Raw genomic sequence first — 17,048 nt, 5'->3', positions numbered from 1 at the left:
TGCGGAGCATGTGACCGCGGGCTCTAGTCGTTTTCAGACGTATGCAGTTGTGCGGCATTTTGTTTTCACACTTGCAGGGTTCTGGAGCAGGGCAACCCTTTGGGCCCAGGGAGGGCTTATGGCTACCGGAACCGTGAAGTGGTTCAACGCCGAAAAGGGCTTTGGCTTCATCGCCCAAGAAGGCGGCGGCCCCGACGTCTTCGTCCACTACTCCGCGATCAATGCGAGCGGCTTCCGCTCGCTGGAGGAGAACCAGCAGGTCTCCTTCGACGTGACCCAGGGTCCGAAGGGCCCGCAGGCGGAGAACGTCACGCCTGTCTGAGTTCATGAGCCCAAAGCTCTGATCCGGAATGAACAGCACCACCCAAGGAGCCCCAGCCGCAAGGCGACGGGGCTCCTGCCTTTTTCCCGCGGGACCGGGCGGGGTCGGGCAGGGCCGGTCCGCTGTCAGTGGCGACCGCTAGGGTCCCCGCCCATGACAGACACAGACGCCGGCACCGGCACCGACTTCGTGACCACCACGCGCACCTTCTACGACGCCGTCGCCGAGGACTACGCCACCCTCCTCCCGGACCCGCTCGCGCGGCAGCCGCTGGACCGGGCCGTGCTCGCCGGGTTCGCCGAGCTCGTCGGGGAGCACGGTGAGGTGGCCGACCTGGGCTGTGGGCCGGGCCGGGTGACCGCCCACCTCGCCTCGCTCGGCCTCCGTGTGTCCGGTCTCGACCTGTCGGAGTCGATGCTGGCGATCGCCCGCCGCGAGAACCCGGAGCTGCGGTTCGAGCAGGGCTCGATGCTGGAGCTGGATCTTCCCGACGGGGCGCTCGCGGGGGTCGTGTCCTGGTACTCGTCCATCCACACCCCGGTGGAGCGGCTGCCCGACCTCTTCGCCGGGTTCCTCCGGGTCCTGGCCCCCGGCGGCCACCTCCTCCTCGCCTTCCAGGCCGGTGACGAGGACCGGCACCACGACCGGCCCTGGGGTCACCCGGTGGCGCTGACCTTCCTGCGGAGGCAGCCGGAGCAGATCGCCGGGCTGCTTCGGGCGGCCGGGTTCGCGCTCGTCTCGCGGACCGTGCGCGAACCGGACCGGGAGGATCCGACGCAGCAGGCGTTCCTCATCGCCCGCAAGCCCGAGGCCAGTTGACCCTCGGACGCCGACGTCCCGGCGGACCTCGTCGCCGTCGTCGGGGGCATCGGCCATGAGGTCGGCGTCGTGCGGGGCGAGGGTCGACGCCGTCGTACCCGAGGTCGCCGTGCACGACACCGCCCGGCAGTGGGCCCGGCGCTCCGCCCGCTCTCCCACCGCGACGGTCGCGGCGGGAGAGCGGGCGGGCGGGGGACGCCTGTCCGGAGGGCTCCCTGGAGCAGGGGCCGGATCTCGGACTCGCCCTGCTCACCCCCTCCTGGCGACCGGCGAACGCACCGACCGCTTCCGTGGCTCCGGGCGCTCCCCGCACAGCACGGGAGTCCGTGATCCCGTGGTCCGTGGTCCTACAACACCCCGGCGATGTCCCGGGCCGCGATGTACCCGAAGGTCATCGCCGGGCCGATCGTCGAGCCCGCGCCCGCGTAACTGTGGCCCATGACGGCGGCGCTGGCGTTCCCGGCGGCGTACAGGCCGGGGATGACGGAGCCGTCCGCCCGCAGGACACGCGCCCGGGCGTCCGTCACCAGCCCGCCCTTCGTACCCAGGTCGCCGGGGACGATACGGAGGGCGTAGTACGGGGCCAGCCACAGGGGTGCGAGGCAGGAGTTGGGCAGGACGGACGGGTCCGTGTAGTAGTGGTCGTAGGCGCTGTCGCCACGGTGGAAGTCGGTGTCCTTTCCTTGCAGGGCAAGGGAGTTGAAACGGTTGACGGTGGCGCGGAGGGCGGCGGGCGCGACGCCGACGGCCGTGGCCAGGGCGTCGAGTGTCCAGGCCTTGTGGGCCGCCCCGGAGCTGTACCAGGCGTCGGGGAGGGCGAGGGTCGGGGCGATGTCCTTGAAGAGGTACCGGTTGCGGTAGTTCTGGTCGACGATCAGCCAGGCCGGGATGTCCGGGTCGGTGGGGTGGCGCTCGTACATCGTGTGGACGACGTCGCCGTAGGGGGCGGCCTCGTTGACGAAGCGGCTGCCCGCCGCGTTGATCATGAGCCCGCCGGGGAGGGTGCGTTCGGCGAGGCAGAAGTACGGATCGCCGGGGGCGGGGATCGCCGGCCCCCACCAGGCGTCGTCCATGAGGGCGAGGGCGGCGCCGAGCCGCTGCCCCGCGCGGATCCCGTCGCCGGTGTTCTCCTTGGCGCCGACGGTCCACTCGGTGCCGATCGGCTGCCGCTGGTACTGCGCGCGCATGGCGGCGTTGTGCTCGAAGCCGCCGGAGCCGACGACGACCGCACGGCGGGCGCGGACGAGGCCGGGGACGCCACCCTTCGTGACCACCGCCCCGGCGACGGCACCGCCCTCGGAGTACAGCTCGGTGAGCGGGGTGTCGAGCCACACCGGGACGCCCGCGTCCAGCAGGCCTTTGCGCAACGCGGCGGCGAGCGCCTGCCCCATCGTGAGCGGCTTCTGCCCGAGCAGGGCCGCCCGGGTCCCCCGCGCCAGGCACTCGGTGGCGACGGCGAGACCCTTCGCGCTCACGGCGGTCAGGGCGAGCCACTTGTAGTCGGCGCTGAACACGACCATTCCGTCGGGGACTTCGAGATACGGCGGGTTCAACCGGGCGAGTTCGGCACCGAGGATGTTTCCGTCGAGCTGGGCGGGCTCGATGGAACGGCCGCCCGGGAGACCGCCGGGGAGCTCGGGGTAGTAGTCGCTGTAGCCCTGCATCCAGCGGAAGCGGAGCGGGCTGTTCGCCATGACGAAGGAGATCATGGCGGGACCGTGGGCCAGGAACGCCTGCTGCCGGGCGGCGGGGACGTCCGATCCCACGACCGCGGCGAGGTAGGCGGCGGCCTTCGCGGGAGTGTCGGGGACGCCGGCGGCGAGGATGACGGGGTTGTTGGGGACCCAGACCCCGGCGCCGGACCGGGCGGCGGAGCCGCCGAAGGTGGCCGCCTTTTCGAGGACGACGCAGGTCAGGCCCTGGCGGGCGGCGGTCAGCGCGGCGGTCATCCCGGCCGCACCCGACCCGATGACGACGACGTCGTACGTCCCGAGGGGCGTCAGGTCGGCCGCGCTTGCCGCCTGTTGGACGCCGGCTGCGACGGCGAGTCCGGCGCTCGTCGCCAACACCCGTCTTCGGGAGGGGAATCCGGTTTGCCGTGCGGTGTTCGCGCTCGTCGTCATGGCCACTCCAGCCCACCCGGAACGGATAAAGGGGACGGGAATGTGGCGCGGGGGTCTTGAGAAGTCAAGTGCCGTGCCGTCGAAGGCCCGGGCGTCGGCGCGGGTGGATGACCGCCGGTGGGTCACCGCCGGTGGGTTACTGCGGGAGCTCCGCGACCACGTTCAGCTTCTGGGCGCCCGTCGCGGTGATGCCGGACTTCGTGCCGTGCAGCAACAGGCTCGGGCTGTAGTACGTGCTCGACACCAGCAGGTCCTTGTCCCCGTCGCGGTCGATGTCGCGCAGGCGGACGAAGAGGCCGAACAGCTCGGCCTCGGTGGGGTCGCCGGGCACGCCCGCCGTCGCGCGGCTGAACCACTGGGAGTGCGTGCCGGTGAGGCCGGACCTGCCGCCGCGCAGGACGTGGACGCCGCCCGCGTACTTCACGGAGCCGATCTTCTCCTCGCGCACGCCGACCGCGAGGTCCGGGTAGCCGTCGCCGTCGGTGTCGCCGGCGGAGAGGTCGGAGCCGAAGGTGTCGTTCTTCGTGGCGGCCGTGGCCACGCCCGAAGTCGCCTGGGAGAGACGGTACTTGGTGGTCGGCCCGGTGCTGCCGCCGCGCCAGACGACCACGGAACCGGCGCCGGCGCGGTACGCGGTGTCGCTGACCGCGAGGTCGCCGTAGCCGTCCTTGTCGAAGTCGGCGACGACTCCGGTCGGGTCGTAGGCGGGGGCCGAGCTGTTGATGACCGTGGCCTTGCCGGACTTGACGGTGGAGCCGCCGCGCAGGAACCAGGCGTCCTGGGTCTGCTTGTCGTGGTGGAAGCCCGCGCCGAGGACGTGGAGGTCGGTCGCCTTGTCCTTGGTGACCTTGCCGGCGACCAGGCCGGTGACCTCGATGACGTAGCTGCTGCTGATGCTCGGGCTGTGCTGGGTGACCTTGCCCGTCGCACCGGACTTGGCGAAGCCGCCGCGGTAGATGTACACGGTGTCGGCGCCGGTGGCGACGGCCAGGTCGGCCTTGCCGTCGCCGTTGAAGTCGCCGGTCTCGATCTCGTTGCCGAAGCCCTGGTGGGAGTCGGCGGTGACCTTGAGGCGGACGGCGCCGGTGCCGGAGAGGCCGGTCCTCGAGCCCCACAGGATGGTGACCGCTCCCGAGGAGACCTTGCCGCCGGCCTTCTCGGTGCGGTCGGCGACAGCGAGGTCGGCGTATCCGTCGCGGTTGAGGTCGGCGGCGGCGAGGTCCTCGCCGAACCCGTCGGCGTAGCCGCCCGCGTCACCGGCCGTTCCCGGGATGCCCGCGGTGGACTGCGTGAACGTCTTCGTGGTGGTACCGGGGCCGGTGGCCGTCCCGTACGTCACGACGACTCCGTCGCTGAAGTTGTGGGTGGCGAAGTCGCGGTAGCCGTCGCCGTTGAAGTCGTCGGCGTACTTCGCCGGGGTGGCCGCGCTCGCGGCGCTCACGGAGAGCGTGAGCAGCCCGCCGGTCAGGGACACGGCCGTGGCCGCGGCGAGCGCCGGGCGGAGGGTGGTGCGCGTGAACATGCGTCTCCTGCGGTGCACGGGACCCGTGGGCGGCCCGCGATGATCTGAGTCTGGCGGGGAGGAGACTCACCGTGCCGGGTAATGGTTGTGCCAAGGGAGAACCGGGTGTTTCGCCTTCGGGGACCAGTACTCGTCATTCACCACCGTTCGTGACCGATCGGCGCCACACTGTGCATCACAGGCTTCAGGGACGAATCGCCATCGGGGGACACATGGCCGACGGTTCGGTGGATGTGGAGTTGGTCGTGACGCCCGATCCGGAGCTCGATCCGGAAGCGGGCGAGCGGGTGGTACGGCGGCTGCGGGCCGAAGTCGCCGCCCTGGACGTCGAATCGGTCCGCATGAGGGCCGGGGTCCCGGCTCCGCCCGGCGCGAAGGGCACCGACCCGGTCACCCTCGGCGCCGTCGTCGTGGCGCTGAGCGCCTCCGGCGGGGTGTTCGCCGCGCTCATCGACACGGTGCGCGACTGGCTGGGCAGGAGCTCCGCACGGCATCGGGTGTCGGTGACCATCGACGGCGACACGATCGAACTGGACCGGGCGTCGGACGCCGAACGCCAGGCCCTGATCGAGGCGTACATCCGCCGGCACTCGGGCGGTTGACCATGGGACGCCGACTCGCGCTGCTCATCGCCACCTACGAGTACCAGGACGCCGGACTGCGGCAGTTGGCCTCTCCGGCCCACGACGCGGAGGCGCTGGCCGCGGTACTGCGGGACCCCGACGTCGCCGGGTTCGAGGTGACCACCCTCCTCAACCAACCGCACCACGTCGTCGGCGAGGCCATCGGTGACTTCTACCGCGACCGCCGCAGCGACGATCTCGCCCTCCTGTACTTCACGGGCCACGGCCTCAAGGACGAGGAAGGCCGGCTCCATCTGGCGATGTCCAACACCCGGCGCGACAGCCTGCTGTTCACCGCGCTGTCCGCCGAACAGATCGACCGGGCGATCGAGGGCTGTGTCTCCCGGCAGAAGGTGCTGATCCTCGACTGCTGCTACAGCGGGGCGTTCGGGGCCCGGGGCACCAAGGGAGACACCTCGGTCCAGGCGCTGGAGCGCTTCCAGGGCCGCGGCCGTACGGTGCTGACCGCCTCGGACGCGACGCAGTACTCGTTCGAGGGCGACCGGGCGCTCGGTCACGCGGCGCAGTCGGTGTTCACCCGCTACCTCGTCGAGGGCCTGCGCAACGGCAGCGCGGATCTCGACGGCGACGGGGACATCACCCTCGACGAGCTCTACAGCTACGTCCACGACCGGGTCGTCGAGGAGATGCCGCAGCAGCGGCCCAAGAGGCAGGACAACGTCGAGGGCCGCACGGTCATCGCCACCAACATCAACTGGACGCTTCCCTCCTACCTGCGCAACGCCCTCGGCAGCCCCCTGGCCCACGACCGCCTCGGCGCCCTCGACGGCCTCGCCCACCTGCACCGCATCGGTAACGCCCGGGTCCGCGCGACCGTCGTGGAGGAGCTGCGCCGCCTCACCGACGACGACAGCAGGACGGTGTCGGGGGCGGCGACCGAGCGGCTGCGGACGCTCGTCGTACGGCCGGACGCGGACACGGGCGCCGAAGCGGGCGCCGACGCGAGGGAACAGGGACCGGCGTCACCGCCCTCGCCGACCACACCGACGCCGGCCACACCACCTCCATCTCCGGCTCCGGCTCCGGCTCCGGCACCACCTCCGACACAGGCACAGGCACCGGAGCAGGCGGCCGAGCCGCGGCCTCGACGCCGGCCCCGGTCCTCGCCCGTGCAACCGGCACGAACCCGCGCGCGGACCACCCCGTCGCCGTCCGCGCCGCCACCGAGACCGAGCCCGGCCCCGGACCGGCCGACCCCACCCGCACCGAGATCGGCGCCCGCGAGGTCACTCGCCCTTCCCCGCAGCCGCCGGGCCAGGCTGGTCATGGCCGGTGCCATCGCCCTGGCGGTGGCGGTCACCATCATCTCGGTGGTCCTCGCCAACAGCGAGGGAAGCCCCGACTTCGCGTCGGACGGCTCCGTGTCTTCGGCCGACCTGATCACCCCTGACCAGACCCTCAGGGGTGCCGGTACACAAGTCGAGTTCAGCTCCGACGGAAAGACACTGGCCACGGACGACGGGCATGCCGTAGGGCTGTGGAGCGGGGGCACGAGGCCTGCCGCCACGCTCAGCAAGCAGAGACTCAGGGGGTTCAGCCCCAACGGGAAGATCGTCGCCACCCAGGGCGGTGAACTGACGACGGACGGCGTCGAGGTTCGCCTGCGGAACGTGGCCATGGGCAAGACCGTCAGCATCCACGCCAGCGGGGGCAACGTCGTCACGGCATTCAGCCCCGACGGCAAGACACTCGCCACAGCAAGCACGATCGTCGCCAAGGAGGACGGCCGTGACGTGCCGGTGCAGGTCTGGAACGTCCCCGACGGCACCCTCCGCGCCACCCTCACCGGCCACACCAACGGCGTCGAGAGCATGGCCTTCACGCCCGACGGAGCCCTGGTCACCGCGAGCACGGACCACACGGTGCGGCTGTGGAACGTGACCACGAAGAAGGCCACCAAAATCCTCGGTGGCGAGGACCTCGCCGTCTACGACATGGCCCTGAGCCCAGACGGCAAGGTGATCGCCACGTGGGCCGGTGACAAGCAGCCTGTCCGGCTGTGGAAGACGGCCACCGGCGCGCTGATCACCACCCGCAGCGCCCTCAGGCCCGGAGGCGTGTTCAGCCCTGACAGCAAGCTCTTCGCGTACGCGGACAGCGTCGGCATACAACTGTGGGACATCGCCGCGGGCAAGGTTGCCAAGACTCTCAGCGGTGTGGGTCCGCTCCGGTTCGGTCCGGACAGCAAGACGCTGGCATCGGGCATGGCGGGCTACCCCTCGCTGGGGCTGCTGTGGAACGTGAGCACAGGTACGGTCACGTTCCACCTGCCGGTGATGGGCGGGAACGACGCTCTCACGGACATCGCGTTCAGCGAGGACGGCGGAATCCTGGCCACGGCCGACAAGAAGGGCACGGTACGGCTGTGGGACGTCCCCGCTTCCTCATGACTCCGCGAGAGCGATCTCGGCCCACACCGTCTTGCCGACGTCCCGCTCCGCGACGCCCCACGTCCGGGCGAGCAGTGTCACCAGGACGAGCCCGCGTCCGCCCTCGCTCTCCGGCTCGGTGACGAACCGGAGTCGGCGGTCGCCACGCGGATCACTGACCTCGATACGCAGCGTGTTCTCCGGGAGCAGGAGCAGACGCAGTTCGAAGTCGCGGCCGGGGACACGGCCGTGGGTGACGGCGTTGGCGGCCAGCTCGGCCACCAGGTGCTGGGCCGTGTCGCTCACCTCGCTGTCGTACGGGTGCCCCCACTCGGCGAGTTGCTGCGCGGTGAGCCGTCTGGCCAGGCGGGCGCCCCGCGGGGTGGCGCTGAGCCGCTGGGTCAGTTCGGGGAGGGTGGAGATTTCGGCGTTCACGTGACTGAGCGTGGCCGGTTGTATCTACCCTGACCAGGGGCGACTTGGCGACGCTGGGTAGCCGTACGGATGCGGTGGCGTGGGTGTACGGCTCGTCGGCCGTGACCAAGGGCGGGAAGGCGGGTGAGCTGCGTGACGGGCGAGGGCGAGCGGCGACCGGAGACCCCGGCGGAGGCGGAGGGCACGACCGGGCTCTTCACCGCGCTGGGCAAGATGGTGAAGTTCCTGCGCGAACGGAAGGGGCTGACCCAGAAGGAGTTCGGCCAGCTGGTGGGGTACGGCCCCGACGCCATCTCCGCGATGGAGCGGGGCGTACGGCTCGTTCGGCCCGAGGTGCTGGAGAAGGCAGACGAACTCCTCGATGCCGGGGGCCTGTTGAAGGAGGTCATCCCGGACGTCGAGGAGGCGATGACGCGGTCCCGGACACGGCATCCGGAGTGGTATCGGAGCTATGCGGCGTTGGAGGCAGAGGCTGTCGAGCTGCACTTCTACGCCAATCAGGGCGTGCCGGGGTTGTTGCAGACCGCGGACTACGCGCGGGCAGTGTTCTCCCGCCGACGGCCGCTGCTGGACGAGGAGACCATCGAGAAACGCGTGACCGACCGGCTGGCGCGGCAGCAGGTCTTCGACAGGTGGCCCGCTCCGATGTGCGGCTATGTGCTGGAGGAGGCGGTGTTGGACCGTCCGATCGGCGGGCAGGGCGTCCACGAGGCGCAGTTGAAGCAGTTGCTGCACATCGGCCGCATGCGAAACGTGGAGATCCAGGTGATGCCGACCCGCGTTCAGGAGCACCCCAACATGGACGGCGCGTTCAACCTGCTGACACCCCAGAAACACCCTCAGGTGGCATACACGGAGGTCCAGGGGTACCCCCGGCTGATCACCGACCTCCAAGAGGTCCGCAAGATCGCCGATCGCTATGGAATCATGCGGGCGATGGCCCTCCCTCCCACGGAGTCCCGGGCCCTGATCGAGAAGAAGCTGGGGCAGCTGTGAACAACCACGAACTCACCTGGTTCAAGTCCAGCTACAGCGGCGGCGAAGGCGGCGAATGCCTCGAAGTCGCCTACGCCTGGCGCAAGTCCAGTTACAGCAGTGGCGAGGGCGGCGAATGCCTAGAAGTCGCCACCTCCCCCCGCACCATCCACATCCGCGACTCCAAGGCCCCCGACGCGGCCCACCTCGCCGTCTCCCCCACCGCCTGGTCGGCGTTCCTCGTCCTCGCCCGCTAGCCCGCTAGGGGCTAACGCTCGTACAACCCCTCCACCTCGCCCGCGAAGTCCTTCATCACCGCTTCCCGGCGGAGCTTCATCGACGGGGTGAGGTGGCCGGCCGACTCGGAGAAGTCGACCGGGAGGATGGTGAAGCGGCGGATGGATTCGGGGCGGGAGACGAGTTTGTTGGCGTCGTCGACGGCTCGCTGGATGACCGCCTTCAACTCCTCGTCCTCGACGAGGAGTTCCGCCGGTACGGCGTGTTTGCCGTTCATCTGGCGCCAGTGGGAGACGCCGTCCATGTCGAGGGTGATGAGGGCGGAGATGTAGGGGCGGGTGTCGCCGAGGACCATCGCCTGGGAGATCAGGGGGTGGGAGCGGAGCCAGTTCTCCAGGGGAGCCGGTGCCACGTTCTTGCCGCCCGCCGTGATCAGGATCTCCTTCTTGCGGCCCGTGATGGTCAGATAGCCCTCGTCGTCGAGGCTGCCGATGTCGCCGGTGGCGAACCAGCCGTCGGGAGACGAGGGGATGAGGCCGGCGCCGTGCGGGTCCCAGTAGCTGCGGAAGACCTGGCCGCCGCTGAGGAGTATCTCCCCGTCCGCGGCGATCCGGACCTTGGTGCCGGGGAGCGGCCAGCCGACCGTGCCCAGGCGGGGCCGGAGCGGGGGCGTGACGGTGGCCGCGCCGGTGGACTCGGTGAGGCCGTAGCCCTCGAAGATCTCCATGCCCGCGCCGACGAAGAACGCGGCGATCCGGCTGCCGAGCGGGGAGCCGCCGGAGATGAGGTAGCGGATCCTGCCGCCCATCGCGTTGCGGATGCGGCGGTAGACGAGCGGGTCGTAGAAGGTGCGGGCGGCCTTGAGGGCGGCGCCGGGTCCTGAGCCGGTGCCGGCCTGGCGGGCCTCGGTGGCCTCGGCGTAGCGGCAGGCCACGTTCGTGGCGCGGTCGAAGACCTTGACCCGGCCGCCGGTCTCCGCCTTGGCCCGCGCGTTGTTGAAGACCTTCTCCAGCATGTACGGGATGACCAGCAGGAACGTCGGCTTGAAGCTGCCGAGGTCGGCCAGCAGATCCTCCGCATTCAGGCTCGGCGCGTGGCCGAGCCGGACCCGGGCACGGATGCAGGCGACGGCGACCATACGGCCGAAGACGTGGGACATGGGAAGGAAGAGGAGCGTACAGAGTTCCTCGTCGGACTTCGCTCTGAAGACGGGGTGCAGGAGTTCGATCGCGTTGTCGACCTCCGCGAGGAAGTTACCGTGCGTGAGCGCGCAGCCCTTGGGGCGGCCGGTGGTGCCCGAGGTGTAGACGACGGTGGCGAGCGTGTCCGGCCCCAGCACCCCACGCCGTACGCCGATCTCCTGGTCGGGGACCGCCTGGCCCAGTTCGGCGACGCGCTCCAGGTGGTCCTTCTCCAGGATCCACAGGTGGCGCAGGTCGGGGAGCTGGCTGAGTTCGGGGCCCAGTGCCGCCGCCTGGGCGGCCGTCTCCGTCACCAGGGTCACCGCGCCCGAGTCCTGGAGGATCCACCGGGTCTGGAAGAGCGAGGAGGTCGGGTAGATGGGGACGGTGACCAGACCGGCGGCCCAGGCGGCGAAGTCGAGGAGTGTCCACTCGTACGTCGTCCGCGCCATGATCGCGATCCGGTCGCCCGGTACCAGCCCCTCCGAGATCATGCCCTTCGCCAGGGCGAGCACTTCGGCGGCGAACTCGGCCGCCGTCACATCCGTCCAACCGCCCTCCGCGTCACGGCGGCTGAGCACCCGGTCCGTGGGGGCCGCCTCCGCGTTGTCGAAGGGCAGGTCGGCGAGCGAGCCGTGGGTCACGGAGGGGACGATCGGGGGCACGGACACTTCCCGGACCTCTCCGTCCAGGCGACGGATCTCCGGTTCCACGAGCACGGGCGCACCGTCGTAGTCGTGACCGGAGGTGTAGGAGAGGGACATGGGCAGCTCCAGAGGCGTACAGCAGGTTTCCGCTCTGCTGCATGTGGTACGCGCGGTGCGTACCCGGGCGTTCACCAGCGGTGTACAACTGGCGTGTTACCGCAGGTTAGGACGGTGATCCTACGAGGCCCCGGTGGAAAGTTGGTGCGGGTTCGGAGAGGGTACGGGGCCGGGCCTGTGCAACCTCGGAGGTTACGTGAGGGGGGTTCGCCTTCCTATCCGGCGCGCCCCGCTCACTACGCTCACGGCCGTTCCAGTACCGCCGTCACTCCCTGTCCGCCCGCCGCGCACACGGAGATCAGTCCCCGCCCCGAACCACCGCGCTCTGCAAGCGACTTGGCCAGGGTGGCCACGATCCGCGCGCCGGTGGCCGCGAAGGGGTGCCCGGTCGCCAGCGACGATCCGACGACGTTCAGCCGGGCGCGGTCCACCGGGGCGAGTCCCCGCTTCTCCCAGGCGGCCAGGGTGGCCAGCACCTGGGAGGCGAACGCCTCGTGGACTTCGAGGAGTTCGAAGTCCTCCAGGCCGAGTCCGGCCCGCTCCAGCATGCGCGGGACGGCGTAGGCGGGGGCCATCAGCAGTCCGTCCTCGCCGCCCGCCACATCCCCCGCCACGAAGTCCACGGCCGCGCTCTCGTACGCGGTGAGATACGCCAGCGGCTCCAGACCGCGCCGCTCGGCCCAGTCCTCGCTCGCGAGGAGGACGACCGCCGCCCCGTCGGTCAGCGGAGTCGAATTGCCCGCGGTCATCGTCGGGTCGGGGCCGTCGAGGCCGAACACCGGCTTCAGGGCGGCGAGTTTCTCCACGGTCGAGCCGGGGCGCAGGTTCTGGTCGCGGGCCAGGCCCCGGAAGGGGACGACCAGGTCCTCGAAGAAGCCGCGTTCGTAGGCGGCGGCCAGCCGCTGGTGGCTCGCCGCGGCCAGGTCGTCCTGGGCCTCGCGCGGGATGCCCCAGGTGCGGGCGGTGACCGCCGCGTGCTCGCCCATGGACAGGCCTGTGCGCGGTTCGGCGTTGCGCGGGATCTCGGGGACCAGCTGGCCGGGGCGCAGCCGGGCCAGCGCCTTCGCCCGGCCCGAGAGGGACTTCGCCCTCCGCACCTCAAGGAGCAGCCGCCGCAGCCCGTCATTCAGCGCGAGCGGTGCGTCGCTGGCCGTGTCCGCGCCGCCCGCGATCGCCGACTCGGTCTGGCCGAGGGCGATCTTGTTGGCGGCGGCGACGACGGCCTGGAGACCGGTGCCGCAGGCCTGCTGGATGTCGTACGCCGGTGTCCGCGCGTCCAGCTTCGAGCCGAGGAGCGTCTCGCGGGCGAGGTTGAAGTCGCGGCTGTGCTTGAGGACGGCCCCGGCGACGAACTCCCCCACCGCGCCCGGCCCGTCGAGCCCGTGCCGTTCGACCAGGCCGTCGAGCGCGGCCGTCAGCAGCTCCTGGTTGGAGGCGGTGGCGTACGGCCCGTCGGAGCGGGCGAAGGGGATGCGGGTACCGGCGACGACCGCGACGCGCCGTACGGCGGGCGGCTTCGGGAACGGCTTCCGGGACGGCTCCACGGCCGGTTTCGCCGGCGGCTCCACGCGCGATTCCTGTGGGGTCATCTCGACCTGCTCCTCACCTTTGACGTAGGCTTACCTCCGGTAACCTTACTCCAGAGTAAGAAGCAGACCCAGCTGGGAGTTGGACATGGCCGACCGTTATCTGAGCTTCACCGGTACCGCGCCCGGCCGTTTCCTGAGCCGCCGGCTGGGACTGCCACAACCCGCGCCCCTCATACGCCGGTCCCCCGGACGGCCGACGCTCGACGGCGCCCTGCTCCACCTCACCGCCGGCAAGTCCGACCTCGACCTCACCGCTACGGGACTCTCCCTGACCGGTACCGCCGAGCGGCCCGCCGCCGTCCTCCTCGACGCCACCGGCGTACGGGACGTGGACGGACTCGCCGAGGTGCATGCCGCCCTGCACCCCGTCGTCCGGTCGGTCGGCGCGAGCGGACGGGTCGTCGTGCTCGGTGCCCCGCTCGACCCCGCCGACCACCACCAGTCCGCCGCCCAGCAGGCCCTGGAGGGCTTCACCCGCTCGCTCGGCAAGGAGATCGGCCGCGGCCGGACGGTGAACCTGGTCCGGCTGACCGACGCGCTCGCCGCCGAGTCGACCCTGCGCTTCCTGCTCTCCCCCGCGTCGGCATACGTCAGCGGCCAGGTGATCGAGGTGGGCGACCAGCAGTCCCTCGCCCCCGACGACTGGGACCGCCCCCTCGCCGGCCGCACCGCCCTGGTCACCGGCGGCGCGCGCGGGATCGGCGAGGCGGTCGCCGAGACGCTGGCCCGGGACGGGGCGCATGTCGTCGTCCTGGACGTGCCGGCCGCCGAAGAGGCGGCGCGGAAGGTCGCCGAGCGGCTCGGGGGCACCGCCCTCGCCCTCGACATCACGGCCGCCGACGCGGGCGAGCGGATCGCCGACGCGCTGCCCGACGGGCTGGACGCGCTCATCCACAACGCGGGGATCACGCGCGACCGGCGGCTCGTCAACATGCCCGCCGAGCGGTGGAGTTCGGTACTGGAGGTGAACCTCGCGAGCGTGCTGCGCACCACGGACGCGCTGCTGGCGGCGGGGACGCTGAAGCAGGGCGGCCGGATCGTCGCGACGGCCTCGATCGCGGGCCTGGCGGGCAACGCGGGACAGACGAACTACGGCGCGAGCAAGGCGGGGATCGCCGGTCTCGTCCGCGCCCTCGCACCGCACACGCTCGCCGAGCACGGGGTGACGGTCAACGCGGTCGCACCCGGGTTCATCGAGACGAAGATGACCGCGGCCGTCCCCCTCCTCATCCGGGAGGCGGGCCGCCGGATGAACTCCCTCGCCCAGGGCGGACTGCCCGTCGACGTCGCCGAGACCACCGCCTGGTTCGCCCACCCCGCCTCCGGCGCGGTCAACGGGCAGGTCGTACGGGTCTGCGGCCAGAGCCTGCTGGGGGCGTAGTGGCCACCGTCCTCACCCGGCTCCCCGCGCTGCCCCCTCTGCTCGCCCGCGGCGCCCTGCGCTCCCCCTTCAAACGCCCCCGCCCGGCCGCCGACTTCCCGCGCACCCGGCTCGTCCTGCCCGGCCTGCGCGTCGACCTCGCCCGTCTCGCGGCCTACGAGCGGGTGTGCGGCTTCGCCACCGGCGACGACGCGCTGCCGGTGACCTATCCGCATGTCCTCGGCTTCCCGCTCGCCATGCGACTGATGAGCGACCGCGACTTCCCGCTGCCCCTGCTCGGGCTCGTCCACACGTCGATAGAGATCACCCGGCACCGCGACCTGACGGCCACGGGGGCGTACGAACTCACCGTGTACGTCCATGAGTTGGCACCGCACCGACGGGGCACCGAGGCCGTCGTCGTCACCGAGGTACGGGCGGGGGACGCGCTCGTGTGGGAGTCGAGGAGCACCTACCTGGCCCGGCACCGGACGGACGGCGGCACGGCCACAGCTCCCGCGGCCCCCGCAGCCTCCACGGCCTTCCCGGAACAGCGGCGCGAGCCGCTTCCCGCCGTCGCCGAGTGGCGGCTCGCCGGGGATGTCGGACGGCGCTACGGCGCGGCCTCCGGAGACCGCAACCCCATCCACCTCCACCCGCTCACCGCCCGCCTGTTCGGCTTCCCCCGGGCCATCGCCCACGGCATGTGGACCGTCGCCCGCTGCCTGGCCGCCCACGGCACACCGACGGCGGTGCGGATCCGGGCGGAGTTCCGGGCACCGGTACCACTGCCCGGGACGGTGACGTACGCGGCGGCGGACGGGGCGTTCGAACTGCGGGACGGAGAACCGCGGGGCGCGAAACGGCGGGACGGGGAACGACGGGTGCAGGTGGCCGGGGAGATCCGGCCGTTGACCCGGTAGGCGGTACGACGCGGTAGGCGGTGGGCGGCTATCCGGTACGCGGCTGTCCGCCGGCCTTCCCGGCCTCGTCGGCCGTGTCCGGCGGCGACCAGGACCGGCCCTCCATCAGGTTCCCCAGTCCCGCCCACGCGAAGTTCATCAGGGTCGCCGCCGCCTGCCGGGCGGTGACACCGGGGGTGGCGTTGGCCCATGCGGCGAGGGACTCGGCGGCGCCGACCAGGGCCTCGGCGAGACCGGCGACCTCGTGCTCGGGGAGGTCCGGATCGCGGTGGGCCTCGCGGGCGGCGACGGCGATCAGATGGGTCACGAAGGTGACGATCTCCTCGCGCATCGCGGTGACCTCGGCGGCGAACGGCTCACCGTGGGTGCGGGCCTGGAGATGCAGGACGGACCAGGCGTCCGGATACAGCGCGGTGTGGGTGAAGAACGCCCCCAGCCCTTCCCGGAGTTGGCGGTCTGCGGGCAGCTCGGCGCGGACACCTGCCCGGACGGCGTCGGTGAGGGCCTTGGCCTCGCGGCGGATGCAGGCCGTGAAGAGGTCTTCCTTCGAGTTCAGGTAGAGGTAGACCAACGGCTTGGACACGCCCGCGAGTTCGGCTATCTCGTCCATCGACGCGGCCATGTACCCACGCTGCCCGAAGGTCCGCACGGCGGCGTCCAGCATCTGCTGCTCACGGACGGCACGCGGCATCCGCTTGCTCTTCACAGCACCCATGGGGCAAGACTATGTGCGGCCCGACAGGAGCCGTTCCTCAGGAAGCGGTGCCCTGTGCCCGCGCGCTGTCGTCCGCGACGTCCTCCTGGCTGCGGTTCGCCTCCAGGTTGGCCTTCACGCGGTCCACCTTCTGGACGACCTGTACCGAGGCGCGGTCCCGCTCCTTGCGCAGCACGACGAAGCTGATCGGGGCGGAGACCACCAGGGAGAGCAGCACGACCCACATGCCGTTGGAGTCACCGAGGCCGCGGGGGGCGACGCCGGAGTAGACCAGGCCCCAGACGACCACGAGGCAGGCCACGAAGACTCCGAGGCGCATCAGCGTGTAGCGGAGCATCTCAATCCACTCTTCCGATTCCAAAAGGGGGCACCGTGAACGGGCACTGTCCAGTGAAGCACGCGCCGCGCCCGGTCTTGCAGTGGGGTGCACCGCTCACAGCAGGGGCAGCAGCATGACGATGTCGTCGCGTTCGTCGCCGGGCGCGACGCGTATCGCGCCGGGTATCCGCCCGACCTCCTTGTAGCCGCAGGAGCCGTAGAACGGCTCCAGGCCGTGGCCGCCGCGGCAGGTGAGGCGGATCGCCTCGATGCCGTCGAGGGTGCGGGCCGCGTCCGCGGCGGCGGCCATCAGGTCGCGGCCGTACCCCTTGCCCTGGTGCCGGGGGTGGAGCATCACCGTGTACAGCCAGACCCAGTGGGTCATCAGGCGGTGGGTGTTGAAGGCGAGGAAGGCCGTGGCGGCGACCTGTCCCTCCTCGTCGTGCCCGACGAGGAGCCGGGTGCGCCCCTCCGCCATCGCCACGAAGTGCTTCACCAGCTCGGGCCGGATCGTCTCGCGCTCCACCGGCGCCACGAATCCGACGGCACCACCCGCGTTGGTGACATCCGTCCACAGGTCGAGCAGACCGTCTCGCAGGTCGGGCGTCACAGCGGGGTCGAGGGTGAAGGTAAGGGGCATGAAAGCAGGCTAGCCATTACGGCCTACTGGCCTCAAGTGCGTTCCGACGTCACGTACGTCACGCGCTTCCTCCGCCCCCGCCGCCCCTACCCGTTCCCGTCCCCTGGGGGCT

General features: G+C 71.3%; 16 protein-coding genes. 8 read left to right on the top strand and 8 right to left on the bottom strand.

Annotated features, from left to right (window positions below; all coding sequences use genetic code 11):
• Positions 1-118 precede the first annotated feature (118 nt).
• Positions 119-322, top strand: a complete 204-nt coding sequence (locus ACZ5VD_RS26985; protein ID WP_003992177.1) for a cold-shock protein — start codon at positions 119-121, stop codon at positions 320-322.
• Between the two features lie 153 nt (positions 323-475).
• Positions 476-1,141 (top strand): class I SAM-dependent DNA methyltransferase, encoded by a 666-nt coding sequence (locus ACZ5VD_RS26980; protein WP_468547735.1) that lies wholly within the window; start codon positions 476-478, stop codon positions 1,139-1,141.
• A gap of 347 nt (positions 1,142-1,488) precedes the next feature.
• On the opposite strand, the gene kstD is transcribed toward ACZ5VD_RS26980, so the two are convergent.
• Together kstD and ACZ5VD_RS26970 are read right to left on the bottom strand one after the other, a co-directional pair.
• Positions 1,489-3,264: a 3-oxosteroid 1-dehydrogenase gene (gene kstD / locus ACZ5VD_RS26975; RefSeq protein ID WP_468683613.1), complete on the bottom strand. Its 1,776-nt coding sequence runs from the start codon at positions 3,262-3,264 to the stop codon at positions 1,489-1,491.
• Positions 3,265-3,400: 136 nt separating this feature from the next.
• Positions 3,401-4,786, bottom strand: a complete 1,386-nt coding sequence (locus ACZ5VD_RS26970) for an FG-GAP and VCBS repeat-containing protein (RefSeq protein WP_468683612.1) — start codon at positions 4,784-4,786, stop codon at positions 3,401-3,403.
• 245 nt (positions 4,787-5,031) lie between these two features.
• On the opposite strand from ACZ5VD_RS26970, the gene ACZ5VD_RS26965 reads away from it, so the two are divergent.
• Both ACZ5VD_RS26965 and ACZ5VD_RS26960 read left to right on the top strand, forming a co-directional pair.
• Positions 5,032-5,388, top strand: coding sequence for an effector-associated constant component EACC1 (locus ACZ5VD_RS26965; protein ID WP_468683611.1), 357 nt, complete (start codon positions 5,032-5,034; stop codon positions 5,386-5,388).
• Between the two features lie 2 nt (positions 5,389-5,390).
• Complete coding sequence (locus ACZ5VD_RS26960; RefSeq protein WP_468683610.1) at positions 5,391-7,820, top strand: caspase, EACC1-associated type; 2,430 nt, start codon at positions 5,391-5,393, stop codon at positions 7,818-7,820.
• Here the strand turns inward: ACZ5VD_RS26960 and ACZ5VD_RS26955 are convergent.
• Complete coding sequence (locus ACZ5VD_RS26955; RefSeq protein WP_468547740.1) at positions 7,815-8,234, bottom strand: ATP-binding protein; 420 nt, start codon at positions 8,232-8,234, stop codon at positions 7,815-7,817. The two genes, ACZ5VD_RS26960 and ACZ5VD_RS26955, sit on opposite strands and share 6 nt — an antisense overlap.
• A 123-nt stretch (positions 8,235-8,357) precedes the next feature.
• Here ACZ5VD_RS26955 and ACZ5VD_RS26950 point away from each other — a divergent pair, with 123 nt between their 5' ends.
• Both ACZ5VD_RS26950 and ACZ5VD_RS26945 read left to right on the top strand, forming a co-directional pair.
• On the top strand, positions 8,358-9,230 hold the full coding sequence (locus tag ACZ5VD_RS26950) for a helix-turn-helix domain-containing protein (protein WP_468683608.1): 873 nt from the start codon (positions 8,358-8,360) through the stop codon (positions 9,228-9,230).
• Positions 9,227-9,466 (top strand): DUF397 domain-containing protein, encoded by a 240-nt coding sequence (locus tag ACZ5VD_RS26945; protein WP_468683606.1) that lies wholly within the window; start codon positions 9,227-9,229, stop codon positions 9,464-9,466. Before ACZ5VD_RS26950 ends, ACZ5VD_RS26945 begins: the two co-directional genes overlap by 4 nt.
• Before the next feature lie 11 nt (positions 9,467-9,477).
• On the opposite strand, the gene ACZ5VD_RS26940 is transcribed toward ACZ5VD_RS26945, so the two are convergent.
• Positions 9,478-11,391: an AMP-dependent synthetase/ligase gene (locus ACZ5VD_RS26940; protein WP_468683604.1), complete on the bottom strand. Its 1,914-nt coding sequence runs from the start codon at positions 11,389-11,391 to the stop codon at positions 9,478-9,480.
• 242 nt (positions 11,392-11,633) lie between these two features.
• Positions 11,634-12,980 (bottom strand): acetyl-CoA C-acetyltransferase, encoded by a 1,347-nt coding sequence (locus ACZ5VD_RS26935; RefSeq protein WP_468683602.1) that lies wholly within the window; start codon positions 12,978-12,980, stop codon positions 11,634-11,636.
• A gap of 85 nt (positions 12,981-13,065) precedes the next feature.
• On the opposite strand from ACZ5VD_RS26935, the gene ACZ5VD_RS26930 reads away from it, so the two are divergent.
• The gene (locus ACZ5VD_RS26930) at positions 13,066-14,361 is read left to right on the top strand and encodes a 3-oxoacyl-ACP reductase (RefSeq protein ID WP_468683601.1); all 1,296 of its coding nucleotides are present in this window, start codon (positions 13,066-13,068) and stop codon (positions 14,359-14,361) included.
• Complete coding sequence (locus ACZ5VD_RS26925) at positions 14,334-15,263, top strand: MaoC/PaaZ C-terminal domain-containing protein (RefSeq protein WP_468683698.1); 930 nt, start codon at positions 14,334-14,336, stop codon at positions 15,261-15,263. The genes ACZ5VD_RS26930 and ACZ5VD_RS26925 overlap by 28 nt, the downstream gene beginning before the upstream one ends.
• 28 nt (positions 15,264-15,291) lie before the next feature.
• On the opposite strand, the gene ACZ5VD_RS26920 is transcribed toward ACZ5VD_RS26925, so the two are convergent.
• From ACZ5VD_RS26920 to ACZ5VD_RS26910, 3 genes are all read right to left on the bottom strand, one after another.
• Positions 15,292-15,978: a TetR/AcrR family transcriptional regulator gene (locus tag ACZ5VD_RS26920; protein ID WP_468683599.1), complete on the bottom strand. Its 687-nt coding sequence runs from the start codon at positions 15,976-15,978 to the stop codon at positions 15,292-15,294.
• Between the two features lie 37 nt (positions 15,979-16,015).
• Positions 16,016-16,315: a DUF4229 domain-containing protein gene (locus ACZ5VD_RS26915; RefSeq protein ID WP_468683596.1), complete on the bottom strand. Its 300-nt coding sequence runs from the start codon at positions 16,313-16,315 to the stop codon at positions 16,016-16,018.
• Positions 16,316-16,411: 96 nt separating this feature from the next.
• Positions 16,412-16,936 (bottom strand): GNAT family N-acetyltransferase, encoded by a 525-nt coding sequence (locus tag ACZ5VD_RS26910; RefSeq protein WP_468547748.1) that lies wholly within the window; start codon positions 16,934-16,936, stop codon positions 16,412-16,414.
• Positions 16,937-17,048: the final 112 nt, after the last annotated feature.

This window comes from Streptomyces sp. NPDC032822 (assembly GCF_055578825.1).
The sequence above is the reverse complement of the archived record's forward strand: the minus strand, read 5'-3'. Positions and strand labels throughout refer to the sequence as shown.

What these genes read in the sequence shown, in the direction of transcription:
- ACZ5VD_RS26985 (WP_003992177.1), top strand. Translation starts at nt 119, where the DNA reads ATGGCTACCGGAACCGTGAAGTGGTTCAACGCCGAAAAGGGCTTTGGC.
- ACZ5VD_RS26980 (WP_468547735.1), top strand. Translation starts at nt 476, where the DNA reads ATGACAGACACAGACGCCGGCACCGGCACCGACTTCGTGACCACCACG.
- kstD (WP_468683613.1), bottom strand. Translation starts at nt 3,264, where the DNA reads ATGACGACGAGCGCGAACACCGCACGGCAAACCGGATTCCCCTCCCGA.
- ACZ5VD_RS26970 (WP_468683612.1), bottom strand. Translation starts at nt 4,786, where the DNA reads ATGTTCACGCGCACCACCCTCCGCCCGGCGCTCGCCGCGGCCACGGCC.
- ACZ5VD_RS26960 (WP_468683610.1), top strand. Translation starts at nt 5,391, where the DNA reads ATGGGACGCCGACTCGCGCTGCTCATCGCCACCTACGAGTACCAGGAC.
- ACZ5VD_RS26940 (WP_468683604.1), bottom strand. Translation starts at nt 11,391, where the DNA reads ATGTCCCTCTCCTACACCTCCGGTCACGACTACGACGGTGCGCCCGTG.
- ACZ5VD_RS26935 (WP_468683602.1), bottom strand. Translation starts at nt 12,980, where the DNA reads ATGACCCCACAGGAATCGCGCGTGGAGCCGCCGGCGAAACCGGCCGTG.
- ACZ5VD_RS26930 (WP_468683601.1), top strand. Translation starts at nt 13,066, where the DNA reads ATGGCCGACCGTTATCTGAGCTTCACCGGTACCGCGCCCGGCCGTTTC.
- ACZ5VD_RS26920 (WP_468683599.1), bottom strand. Translation starts at nt 15,978, where the DNA reads ATGGGTGCTGTGAAGAGCAAGCGGATGCCGCGTGCCGTCCGTGAGCAG.
- ACZ5VD_RS26915 (WP_468683596.1), bottom strand. Translation starts at nt 16,315, where the DNA reads ATGCTCCGCTACACGCTGATGCGCCTCGGAGTCTTCGTGGCCTGCCTC.
- ACZ5VD_RS26910 (WP_468547748.1), bottom strand. Translation starts at nt 16,936, where the DNA reads ATGCCCCTTACCTTCACCCTCGACCCCGCTGTGACGCCCGACCTGCGA.